The sequence below is a fragment of the Thermocladium sp. ECH_B genome (assembly GCA_001516585.1).
GTDB lineage: Archaea > Thermoproteota > Thermoprotei > Thermoproteales > Thermocladiaceae > Thermocladium.
Genome location: LOBW01000061.1, coordinates 1 through 11482, shown reverse-complemented (window position 1 = coordinate 11482; position 11482 = coordinate 1). Strand labels below are relative to the sequence as shown.

The following is an 11482-nucleotide window of genomic DNA, read 5'->3' as shown; positions in this document are numbered from 1 at the left end:
GGATGGATAATAATGTTTATATCCATGTAGCCATAGTAATAGTAGTATGCGAATAGGGATTAGCGAGGATCTATCGAAGTTGGGGATCCAATTGGGAATCGCTGTTGCAGTGGATATAATTAACGATAAGCCCATCGATTTGAGCCAGGAATGGAATAAGGCGATAGAGGAAGCTAAGAAAAACACCATAAGCACCTTACTAAGTGATCCCATTATTCGTGCGTATAGGGACTTTTACTGGAAGTACCTAAAGATAGATCCAACAAAGCAGAGACCATCACAGGAGGCGCTGATACGGAGGTTATTAAATGGGGGACGGGTGCCAACCATAAATCCAGCGGTGGATATAGGCAACATAATCAGCATTAAGTATAAGGTGCCCATTGGACTGTATGATATTGATAAGATAAGGGCCAAGAAGCTTACGCTTAGGTATGCTGCCGAGGGGGAAGTATTCATACCAATAGGCTCCCCAAGGAAAAAACTAAGCAGTAATCAAATCGTGCTCGCGGCCAGCGACGGCACTATACTTCACGTGTATCCCTACAGGGACTCTGAGCTAACCATGGTTGATCAAGCCACTAGGAATATATTGATAATAAGCGCAGGCGTGCCTGGGATAAGTGGAGAAATACTGAGATCGGCGGCGACGGAGACGGGGATACTTTACGAGAAGTACTTGATGGGGCGATTACTTAAGGTAGACTTAATAAATGGAGACCGGGAAATAGATGTCTGACCGTTTGTCACCTTCATTTTACCTTCATTTAATTGAGTGTAGGGACTTGGGCCTCAGCCACCTGCCAAGCCTTATGATGGGCGGGTCCCCGTCGAGCCCAACGGCACGGGGCTCCCATCTCCGCCATCCCACCCTTTTGGGCAGAGCCCACATCGGCGTGGGAGTTCATCAATAAAAGCAAGAATATAAAGACATTTCTGCTAACATGAAAAAGATTTAGGTCCCTCCCCTTGCCCTAAAGGGGCGAGGCTCGCCGATCGTTTCAACAGAGATATTTAGTTATGTTTTTGGGTTCATGGTTTTTAGGGTTCATGATGGTATTGGGAACTTCCTCTGCCTAAGCGTTATGGTGGTCCACCTATCATATGTGGATTCATGGAAGGAATACTTGCCTCCCTCCCTCCCAATTCCGCTTGCCTTTATTCCGCCGAATGGCACATGCGACTCCTCCAGGAACGTGACGTCATTTATGTGGAACATGCCTGACTCCACGGCCTCCGCTATGCTCATTGCCCTATTTATGTTGCTGGTCAACACTGCACCCGACAAACCGTACTCCGTATCATTCGCGACCTCCACGGCCTCATCATCGTTCTCAACCATTATTATGGGCCTAATCGGGCCAAACACCTCCTCTCGCAGGACCTTTGCATTCCTATCCACTCCTGTCAGTATGGTGGGTTCAAAGTAGTTGCCGTTTACCTTGCCCCCGGTCTCCACCTTAGCTCCCCGCTTCACTGCATCATTAAGGAACTCCACCATGGAATTAACTTGGGACTTATTTATGAGGGGACCAAAGTCGATGTTCTTATCAACGCGAGGATCGCCTACTCTAAGTCTCTTAGTGTATTCTATGAATCTCGGAACGAATTTGTCGTAAATCCCCTTATGAACTATTATTCGCTTAGAGGCCGTACATATCTGTCCCTGATGGAAGAAGGCCGCAAACACGGCCAATCGAGCCGCATAGTCTGGATCCGCGTCATCAAGCACTATCAGGGGGTCAGAACCCCCAAGCTCCAGGGTAACAGTCTTTAATCCGCGGCCCGCCTTCTCTGCTATTTGCTTTCCGGTTCCAGTTTCTCCGGTGAAGGTGATGTGGGAAACCTTCTTATTGGTCACTATCTCATCGCCGACAACGCCTCCGGATCCGAACACGACGTTAAGCACGCCCTTTGGAAGACCGGCCTTACTTGCCATTTCAGCTATCTTATAACCAGTTATTGGAGTATCGCTGGCGGTTTTCAATACAACAGTGTTCCCTATTGCCAGGGCATGAATTACCTTCTTCATCGATATGGATAATGGGTAATTCCATGGAGTAATGATGCCCACTATTCCCTTCGGTTTCTTGAATACCATGGATATTGTGGCCTCACTATCGGAATTCAGGACCTCGCCCTCATAATGACGAGCCAACTCCGCGGCGTTACGTATGAGTCTCTCGGTGAAAACGACCTCACCCCATGCCTTCTTATAAATGCCGCCGCCCTCCACTATTAATGTATTGATTAAGTCCTCCTCCATGGACCTCGCCACTTCATATATTTTATATATGTAGTCGGACCTCTTGATCGGCGTTAACTTGGACCATTGCTTGCCGGCTTCATATGCCGCATCTATGGCTGCCTTAGCATCCTCCCGAGTTCCACTGGGAACTAACGCTATGACAGAGCCATCTATTGGAGTGGTTTTCTGACTATACTCACCGTTGCTTGGTTCCCGAAATTCGCCGTTTATGTAATGCCTTAGCTTTACTTGTTGCATAATTGTCGAATAATTGGCATATTAATAAGCATTACCTTATATATTTAACAGCAAACGTAAAAGAAGCAACTAGTATCTCCGGTCCTAGCGGTGAATCCCGACGCTAATTTAATGATGCTTAACGAACGAATGCGAACAGCCTAAACTCAGTCATAGCCCTTGTTCCGTGGATTTGTTGTCCTAGTTATTGAGGATCTTCATTATTGTCATTATTTTACCGGCCAATTCGCTATCCATCTTGCTAACCAATTGCGTTGAGTTGCTTCCAAGTTCCCTCAATGTTTCCCCTAACTCCCAGGGAAACACTATCCACATAGTCGTTTCACCGCCATAATAATCCGGCTTAAATTTCGACCATGGCTTCACGAGAAGCGTGGCCGTTTTTACTTGCATGGGCTTCATGTTTTTAATGTACTCCACAGCAGTGATTAACGTATTGCCGCTATCAGCTATATCATCTATCACCAACACCTTCTTTCCCTCCACGGCAACGGTCAATGGTTGGGTTATCCTAGGTTCATCCCCCTGCTCGCCAATTCCCTTATAGAACTTCACCTCCATTGATGATATGGAGTCCACGCCAAGGAAGTCCCCGATCAATCGAGCNGCCACGACGCCGCCCCTCATTATGCCAACGACGATGTCGGGCTTGAATCTATCCCTCCCCATCTCCTCCACTATATGCAATAGATAAGTAGTGACGTCGTTCCACGTGACTACCTTAAGCTCTACCATTATGACCTCTTTAGCCAACTAAATATAAAGTTTTCTTTTATAGTGAACCTCAATTATTTAAAGAAGAACATGTCTATACCAAAGCCTGCCTCCTCTCGCGATAAAGAGACTTACCATTTTATCGCGCATCCAAGCCCTGACCAGTTCCATTTATTATCGTATTGATCACTCTATACTTATCGTCCAGCACAACGACATCGGCAATGCATCCAGGCCTTAGACAACCCATCCTCATTAATCCAATGGAGCGGGCCGCCATGTCTGTAGCCATGCTTATCGCAACATTAGGAGACAAGCCAAGGCTGATCATGTTGCGCACGGCTTGATCGATAGTTAATGAACTGCCCGCTAAAGTTCCGTCGGGAAGCGATGCGCGACCATTAGAGACAATTACATGAAGATCGCCCAGGACGTATTCCCCANCGCCGAGACCGGCTGCAGCCATTGCATCCGTAACTAGAACCACCCTCTGCCACCCTGCGTATTTAAGGACGAATAAAATGATTTCCGGCCTTAAATGAATGAAATCCGTTATTAGCTCTAGGTATACATTGGCGTTATCCATCAACGCCATCGCTGCGCCGGGTTCCCTATGATGAATGCCCCTCATTGCATTAAATAAGTGTGTGGCCCTAGTGGCCCCCAGTGCTATGGCTCGCATAGTTGTCTCATAATCGGCATCCGTGTGACCTATGCTGACTATAGCACCATGCAGGGATGCGCGCTGTATCAATTCATATGCCCCCTTTACCTCTGGCGCCAAGTGAATTATCAGGGGGGGATTGTCGAGGAGCCCCATATACTGATCAAGCTCCTCCAGACTTGGCGCGCGTATTGCATTAATGCTCTGGGCTCCCCGCTTCTCTGGATTTATATAGGGCCCCTCAAGCCCTATCCCGAGCGCCTTAGCTCCCTCAATGCTTCTCCGCGCGCTTGATAATAACTTAAGTATCCTGAGTATATTGGCGTGAGGTGAGGAGACGAGAGTTGGCACGAATGAAGTGACCCCGAACCTGGTTAATCCAGTCGATAAATTGTTCAGTTCTCTCGCAGTGGTTAAACTAGTTATATCTATGCCGCAGCAGCCATGTATGTGGGTATCCACGTAACCCGGCGCAACAATTAATCCCCTGAGATCAATATCGAAGCCGCTGTTGGATTCGCTTATTTCCTCCACGACCCCATTCCTGATAATAACTGAAACATCGTGGAGGACTTGGTGTGGAGTGTAGAGAGTACTCGCCTTCAGGGTCTTAATTGCCATGAATTAAGGAATCGGGGTCCCTATTAATTATTGGCCTATATATTGAATGGTTCTAAGCTAAATTAAGACTAAGCGTAAATTACCCCGCTCTTACGGACGGGGTCTCCAGTTAATCTGATCATTTAGGGATAGCATTCGCTAAAAAGGTTTATATAATTACCACTTCTTTCCTTAATCTATGTCATTGTCCTTAGGCAGCCTTGAATTGGCTGGGGATGTGGTTGATGAACTTAAATCCAAGTTACTTGACGTGATAATAGTGGGCGGGGGGCCGGCTGGCCTTAATGCTGCGCTTTATGCTGCCAGGTACAAGTTATCTGTTGCAGTGATAAGCGAGGATATTGGGGGNCAAGTTGGGAAAGCCGGCTGGGTGGAGAATTACTTGGGTTATGAGCGGATAATGGGGCCCGATCTAGTAAGCAAGTTCGAACAGCACGTGAAGAGTTATGGAGTACCGTTCTTGCTGGACTCGGTTGCATCTGTGAGGAGGGATGGTGATATATTCATAGTGACCACTGCCTCCGGCGATGAATTTAGGAGCAGGACAGTTATATTAGCGGTTGGGGAGAGGAGGAGGAAGCTAAATGTTAAGGGCGAGAAGGAGTTCGACGGCAAAGGCGTCTCTTACTGCGCACCATGTGATGCCCCCCTCTTCAGGGATAAGGTGGTGGCAGTTGTAGGTGGAGGCGATGCGGCGGCCAGTGCCGCTCTTCTTCTAACTGAGTACGCTAAGAAGGTTTACATGATTCACAGAAGAGACAAGCTCAGGGCGGAGCCAACGTATCAAGATATGCTAATGAAGAACAAGAAAATAGAGATACTTTGGAACACCATCGTGAAGGAGTTGAGGGGAGACAAGTTGCTGAGATCGGCCGTTCTTCAGAGAGTAGATACTGGACAGGAATATAGTCTCTCAATTGATGGCATATTCGTGGAAATAGGGGCGGAGCCCCCCGTGGAGTTATTTAGGGGAATCGGGTTGAAGACCGACGAGAGGGGGTACCTAGTGGTCAATAACCTAATGGAGACCAGCGAGCCAGGCATATATGCTGCTGGGGATGCGGTTAATATAACTCCCCTTGACTTCAGGCAAATAACTGTGGCCGCGGGGCAAGGGGCATTAGCAGCATACTCAGCCTATAATTATATACTTAAGAGGTTTGGGCAGGCTAGGCAATGATTAGAATAGTGAAGAACCCCGAGGAGGCGGAGGTTAAATTCAATTGCACTCTCTGCGGTGAGTGCTGTTTAAATACTCAAATGGAGCTGTTAATAGATGATATAGAGAGGATAGTAGCCCTCGGACACAAGCTTGAGGACTTCGCAGAGAGGGGAGGCGATGGCATATGGAGGCTTAGAAATATTGATGGGCACTGCGTCTTCTATGATCCGGAAACAAGGAAGTGCAGCATATATGTGAATAGACCAATCGGGTGCAGGCTTTACCCCCTCAACTATGATGATTATGATGGGGCCATCATAGATAAGTCATGTCCTGCCTGGATCACTGTTCCCCCATCCGAGAAAAAGAGGCTAGCGACGATTCTCCGGAGATTCGTGGAGGAGTCGCAGAAGACAGATGATGGAGTCAAGCTTCTCCGCATCACGGGAAAAGTATAGGGCATGATACTTAGCAGTATTAATAGAAGAAAGCAGTACCTTAGATAATATCCATAAAATCAGGAATTCCAACGCTGAACATGCAAGTAAAGACACGCCCCATCCACGTGGATAGCGGCGCCATTTCCGTGATTATTGTGACTTATGGTCTATCACTTGGATCCGCCGCATTACTTTCCGGCTTAAACCTAATCAGGACCCTACTCACTACGCTTCTAGTTGCAATTAACTTGCTTAGCTTGGTTAGGGTTCACCTGAGACTAGTATCTAAGCCTAAACCCATGGATTACGCGCTATTCGTGGTTAATGTGGTTCCATACACATACTTACTATTCCCAACTCCACGGCCTTGGCTCCTCCTCTCACTGATTCCCCTACTAATATTCGTTATAGAGGCACTGAGGGGAAAGGGAAGGGGAGCAGTAGCTAATATTGCGGGCACTGCTCTTCTCTCATCAACATACTTGCCTTGGCTCGCCATGATGGGCATCACGCCGAGTTTAACGATAATCTATACAGCAATAATATGGGTGGGCTATCATGTATTTTCCGCAATTTACGTGGAGGGGAAACTACCGTTCAGAGCAATTAAGCCATGGTTCTCCTCGCTTTGGTGGTTAACGCTGACCTCGTTCTTAGCGTACCTAACCATGAGCAGCAAGCTTTACCTAGCCATGATGGAGCCAACCGCGAGGGCTGTAATTGCACTAAGGGAAGGAAAAATCAATCGAAATGGTTTGAGGGAAAACATGAGGAGAATAGGAATAATGTCTCTTATTGAATCGATAATTATGGCGGTAATGCTGCTGCTCCTCATTAAGTACTAAATTTTGATTAAACTAACGACAAATCTCGCCCTTCAGGGCGGGGAGGAGGTCAGTAAACTTCTAGGCCTTAATGCGTGAGGAGCCCTTTGGGAGCCTGCTTACTATTAATGGAGGCTGCTCGCCTTTTCCTCATGATGCTCCCATGATGCATCAATGCTAGCTTAAAAATCCGGGAGAAGTAATCAATGTGATCAATCCGGGTTCCTACTCCATTGTGGCAGGATATCTATGCTTTACTTGGTTATTGACAATGCTATATGCTTCCGCGTATATGAAGGCCAGTATCATCCAAAGCAGGAATATCTCCACATATGTTGAGCTCATTTTTGTCAATGCGGCGAGGAGCGAGTAGATGGTTATTCCGGATGCGATTATCGACATGGTTATCCATTTATTCACTCGCCTCCCTATTCCTATTCTAGCTAGGGCAAAGTTAGATACTAAATGCACCACAAGGCCGGCCATTGTAGATAATGCACCCAGTACCAGAAATGCATGCAGTGGACCATGAAATATGTTTGTGAGCATCACTGATATGCCTAACGTGATTCCAGAGACCAGTATAACCGAGAATATTGGGTTGCCCTTATTATTTAGTTGGGAGAATATACTTGGAAGATAGCCATCCACCGACATCGCATATATCGTTCGTGACGCCGCTATAGAGAAGGCAAGCGTGCCTAATACTCCATCGCTTAGCATGGCGAATATTATTATTGGATCCAAGTAATCCCCAATATACTTTCTCAACACATAAAGTACTGGAGATGGGGTTGAGATTACTTGGTTTATGTTATCGTGGAATAAAACCATNCCTGCATTGGCGAATGCATATACATCAAATGCCGCCAATATGCCGCCTGTCAGAATCACGGCTATTACCGCCCTCGGTATTGTTGACTTAGGATTCTTTGCTTCGCCGGATAATGGAGTGATGGCNCCGTACCCAGTTGGTATTGCAGCTGCGTATATGACGGCTAGGCCTAGATTCGAGAGCGATACCCCGCCCATGAATGGGTTGCTTAGCTTAAAGTGAACTAGGTACATTAGGGTAAAGCCGACGAGAAGGAGAACCGCGATTTCCACTGAGCCGGCTATTATTGCGTACTTGGTTGATGGCTTTATTCCGCTGATTGCGAGAAAAGCCGTTATTAATAGAACCACTATCATTGTTATCGTGGGGTCCCAATTAAATAGCCATGAGGAGAGGTAACTAACGCCGAAGGCATAGGAGACCCCATATAGTATTGAGTAGAATAAGTATAGGAAGCCGGTCTCTATTCCAACCCTGTGACTTAATAATAGATGAGCATACTTATAGTATCCACCGGTCTTTGTTATTTGCCTTGACAACTCATAAACCACTATTCCATTGAGGAGGACAAGGAGAGTGCCGAGAAGCGCAGCAATTGGGGCCAGGAGCCCCACGTAAATTATCATTGCGGTTCCATACGTCAATATGCTGAGGAATGGGGATTGGCCTCCTATTGAGGCGAAATATATGTCAGTAAACGATAGCTGCCGCCTCAACGACTTCTTCTCACTGTAACTCCTTCTCACTGACCCAGTCATACTTAATGACTACTGACCACCATAATGATAGTGGCTTTAAAAATTTATCTTTTGTAAAGAAAACCAGCCATGCCCTGTGCTCCTTCATAATATTACTTTGAAAGGAGAACCCAACAAAGCGTAGCAGAAAAATGGCCTCAAAAATGTAGCCCAGATCCATTGGGAGCTCACAATTATTGAGGGACAGTTACGAATGCTTTACTACATTTAATAATCATTATATAGCTGGTGGTTTGAGTTGACCTACCTCCTGCCTTAACGGCTCCCCGAGGCCTTGGGGGTTACCCTAATGGGCGCCGGTTGCCGGCCTTCGCGGATGCCCCGGCATTGCGGGAGAGAGCCCCCCCCTTCCTCCATCCTCTGAGAATTGACCGGGGAGGACATCCTAAAGGAAATAGTGCTCTTATTTTTTTAAAAAAACTTTACCTCGCCCTAAAGGGCGGGGTTTACCATTCGTTTTTCATGGTTCTCGTCTCTCGCCATGAATTGTGAAGTGGGCGATTAGTTGTATTTTGTAAAGATAGATGGCTCTCTCGGATTTTATCTTAACGGGTTAAGGGGGCGAAAGTCTTCTTCCGCCGGGGAGGGGATGGATGGCCCCCTAGAAATGTTTAAATGGTGGCGTTTCCGTGGAGGGTGAGGGCGTTAAAAGCCCAGAGGGCAGGGCGGGAGCCGCCCGCAGCGCCCGTGATCCGCCCACTACCCGTAACGATGGGCAAGGCAGGGCAAGGAAGCGGAAAGCCCCATTAGGGCGGGGTAGTTCACAGACAAAGTATTTTTACCAGGTCTATTAAATATAGTTTATGGAATTCAAGGAACTCGATAAAACCGGTATAAAGATACCTGTAATAGGCTTGGGTACGTGGGGCATAGGAGGAGGTTTCTGGATACCTGACTGCTCTAATATGGATTCCATGGTGAAGCTACTGAGGGAAGCAATAAACATGGGTTACACAATGATAGATACGGCTGAAATGTATGGAGGCGGGTGCTCCGAGAGAATAATTGGGGAGGCAATAAAGGGATTTCCACGAAATGACCTCTTCATAATAAGCAAGGTATGGCCAACCCATGCAAGGCATGATGATGTATTGAAATCAGCTAAAGCAAGCATGGAGAGGCTGGGAACATATATTGATCTGTATATGATTCACTGGCCCGCGAGGGATGTACAGATTAGGGAAACAATGCAAGCCATGGAGGAACTAGTGGATGAAGGCGTTATTCGGCACATTGGTGTAAGTAACTTCGATGTGGTTGAGCTAGAGGAGGCGCGGCGATCCTTAACCAAGTACGGGATAGTGGCCGACGAGGTAAGGTATAACTTACTGGATAGGGATGCAGAGAGGGATTTACTGCCCTACGCGGAGAGGGAGGGAATAACGATCATAGCGTACAGCCCTCTAGGAACTGGGGCAATACTAAGACCCGGAAGCAAGGAATATAAGCTATTAGAGGAAGTGGGAAGCAAGTATGGGAAAACACCTGCACAGGTTCTACTTAATTGGGTAATACGTAAACCCAATATAGTGGCCATACCTAAGGCAGCAAGGCTGGAGCACATGAGGGAAAACATGGGGGCAATCGGATGGAAACTCGATGATGACGACGTAAAGAAACTGGACTCCCTCTACACTATTGAGGGACAATCTAGGCCCTGAATCTGTCTCCTAGCAAGATCCTTAATATAAGTAATGATTTATAAATCGCTCGCCGAGTCTCCTCTCTCCGTAATTCACCTACGAGTCTAGATAATGAGACCGGCCCTACATCGCTATTAATTATCTGAAGAGCGGCTCTGAGCCTTGCTGTATCAATGCCATTTATGAGACCTATAAATTCGTATATATTCTCCAATTCATTACCCTTCATGGATGTCAATAGTGCAATTACCTTATCCCAATCAATTTCATTAATCACGCTCAATAACTTGCTGAGGGACCCAATCATGTTAAGGCTGGACCCAATCAGTCGCCGTAACTCCTCATCGCTGAGAAGGGATTGCATAGAATCGAGGACTCCCAGCTCATCCAGCCTCTCAAGTATATTTATTGCCTTAGCCACAGCGTCTTGCTGCATAGTAATAAGGCGGGGCATCCTCCTAAAAAAGGCATTTATTAATATAGGAGCAACGCTATTAAAAAGGCGGGGACCTCGCTATTCATGTATAGATTAAGCAGTGATTTCCTTAGGGGATTAATGGCCATACCCTTTGCAATAGCTATACCAAGAGAAGCACCGGCATCAATTGAAGTAGCTAGGACTATTGCTGAGGATTTCGGATTGTGGCCATTAATTGCGGTGGGCGATGTGGTCACCATGAATATCGGGAAGTACTGGAGAGAGCCTGATATATCCATAATTGATGGTAAGACCCAGAGGAGGATCATCAGTGAGAGTTCCAGTGATGCGGAGATCATTATCGATAATCCACCCGCTACCCTAATGGATTCTGCATTTGAGGCCATAAGGAGCGCGGTGAGGATCGCGATGGGGGGAGGCAGAGCAACTATACTGGTGAGGGGCGAGGAGGACCTACTAGCTATACCGGCCGTTTTGGTGTCCCCGCCCAGGAGCGCCGTGGTTTATGGCCTTTACACCGGTTACTTAGTACTTATTCCAGTGACCCAGCAATATAAGTTGCTTATGTTAAAATTATTGACATTAATGCAAAGGATAAAAGCATAATGGGAAGTTTAAGATGCCCAATAATTGGTCCCCCTTCCTTGAGCATATCATTGCTTTACCATTNTTAGGNTTTATGGGTTTTAGCGCCTCGGCCGGGATTTGAACCCGGGTTTCGGGCTCGACAGGCCCGCATCCTAGACCAGGCTGAACGACCGAGGCTCGAATGAAGACCTTGGCAACCGTTATTTTAAGTTTTTCCCTATAGCCTTCGATTAACCTTCCCATTCAGCGAGTGAACCTTTTATTTAGCGAGGATGAATTGCATCACTA

Annotated in this window: 11 protein-coding genes and 1 tRNA gene; 6 read left to right on the top strand and 6 right to left on the bottom strand. The window is 46.8% G+C overall.

Annotation, left to right across the window (positions count from 1 at the left end; all coding sequences use genetic code 11):
- Nucleotides 1-46 precede the first annotated feature (46 nt).
- On the top strand, nt 47-739 hold the full coding sequence (locus tag AT710_07505; protein ID KUO91109.1) for a hypothetical protein: 693 nt from the start codon (nt 47-49) through the stop codon (nt 737-739).
- A 309-nt stretch (nt 740-1048) separates the two neighbouring features.
- On the opposite strand, the gene AT710_07500 is transcribed toward AT710_07505, so the two are convergent.
- The 3 genes from AT710_07500 to AT710_07490 form a co-directional block, all read right to left on the bottom strand.
- A complete protein-coding gene (locus AT710_07500; GenBank protein KUO91108.1) occupies nt 1049-2506 on the bottom strand; it encodes an aldehyde dehydrogenase in 1458 nt (485 codons plus the stop codon).
- A gap of 180 nt (nt 2507-2686) precedes the next feature.
- The gene (locus tag AT710_07495; GenBank protein KUO91107.1) at nt 2687-3241 is read right to left on the bottom strand and encodes a phosphoribosyltransferase; all 555 of its coding nucleotides are present in this window, start codon (nt 3239-3241) and stop codon (nt 2687-2689) included.
- A 118-nt stretch (nt 3242-3359) separates the two neighbouring features.
- Entirely contained in the window at nt 3360-4505 is a 1146-nt protein-coding gene (locus AT710_07490) for an N-acetylglucosamine-6-phosphate deacetylase (protein KUO91106.1), read from the bottom strand.
- A gap of 178 nt (nt 4506-4683) precedes the next feature.
- Here AT710_07490 and AT710_07485 point away from each other — a divergent pair, with 178 nt between their 5' ends.
- The 3 genes from AT710_07485 to AT710_07475 all read left to right on the top strand — a co-directional run bounded on the left by AT710_07485 (nt 4684) and on the right by AT710_07475 (nt 6952).
- The gene (locus AT710_07485) at nt 4684-5685 is read left to right on the top strand and encodes a thioredoxin reductase (protein ID KUO91105.1); all 1002 of its coding nucleotides are present in this window, start codon (nt 4684-4686) and stop codon (nt 5683-5685) included.
- Nucleotides 5682-6125 carry a Fe-S oxidoreductase gene (locus AT710_07480; GenBank protein ID KUO91104.1) on the top strand — a complete coding sequence of 148 codons (444 nt, stop codon included), beginning with the start codon at nt 5682-5684 and terminating at the stop codon, nt 6123-6125. The genes AT710_07485 and AT710_07480 overlap by 4 nt, the downstream gene beginning before the upstream one ends.
- Nucleotides 6126-6199: 74 nt before the next feature.
- Nucleotides 6200-6952 carry a hypothetical protein gene (locus AT710_07475; GenBank protein KUO91103.1) on the top strand — a complete coding sequence of 251 codons (753 nt, stop codon included), beginning with the start codon at nt 6200-6202 and terminating at the stop codon, nt 6950-6952.
- Between the two features lie 204 nt (nt 6953-7156).
- Here the strand turns inward: AT710_07475 and AT710_07470 are convergent, their stop codons facing one another.
- Entirely contained in the window at nt 7157-8524 is a 1368-nt protein-coding gene (locus AT710_07470) for a hypothetical protein (GenBank protein ID KUO91102.1), read from the bottom strand.
- Between the two features lie 803 nt (nt 8525-9327).
- On the opposite strand from AT710_07470, the gene AT710_07465 reads away from it, so the two are divergent.
- Nucleotides 9328-10185, top strand: a complete 858-nt coding sequence (locus AT710_07465) for an aldo/keto reductase (protein ID KUO91101.1) — start codon at nt 9328-9330, stop codon at nt 10183-10185.
- Here AT710_07465 and AT710_07460 read toward each other — a convergent pair.
- Nucleotides 10175-10603 (bottom strand): hypothetical protein, encoded by a 429-nt coding sequence (locus AT710_07460; protein KUO91100.1) that lies wholly within the window; start codon nt 10601-10603, stop codon nt 10175-10177. The genes AT710_07465 and AT710_07460 overlap by 11 nt on opposite strands.
- An 84-nt stretch (nt 10604-10687) precedes the next feature.
- Here AT710_07460 and AT710_07455 point away from each other — a divergent pair, with 84 nt between their 5' ends.
- The gene (locus AT710_07455) at nt 10688-11212 is read left to right on the top strand and encodes a hypothetical protein (GenBank protein KUO91099.1); all 525 of its coding nucleotides are present in this window, start codon (nt 10688-10690) and stop codon (nt 11210-11212) included.
- 84 nt (nt 11213-11296) lie between these two features.
- Here the strand turns inward: AT710_07455 and AT710_07450 are convergent.
- A tRNA-Asp gene (locus tag AT710_07450) sits at nt 11297-11371 on the bottom strand.
- Nucleotides 11372-11482: the final 111 nt, after the last annotated feature.

Excerpts from the sequence above, each read along its gene's own strand:
- AT710_07505 (KUO91109.1), top strand. The coding sequence starts at position 47 with ATGCGAATAGGGATTAGCGAGGATCTATCGAAGTTGGGGATCCAATTG.
- AT710_07500 (KUO91108.1), bottom strand. The coding sequence starts at position 2,506 with ATGCAACAAGTAAAGCTAAGGCATTACATAAACGGCGAATTTCGGGAA.
- AT710_07480 (KUO91104.1), top strand. The coding sequence starts at position 5,682 with ATGATTAGAATAGTGAAGAACCCCGAGGAGGCGGAGGTTAAATTCAAT.
- AT710_07465 (KUO91101.1), top strand. The coding sequence starts at position 9,328 with ATGGAATTCAAGGAACTCGATAAAACCGGTATAAAGATACCTGTAATA.
- AT710_07460 (KUO91100.1), bottom strand. The coding sequence starts at position 10,603 with ATGCAGCAAGACGCTGTGGCTAAGGCAATAAATATACTTGAGAGGCTG.
- AT710_07455 (KUO91099.1), top strand. The coding sequence starts at position 10,688 with ATGTATAGATTAAGCAGTGATTTCCTTAGGGGATTAATGGCCATACCC.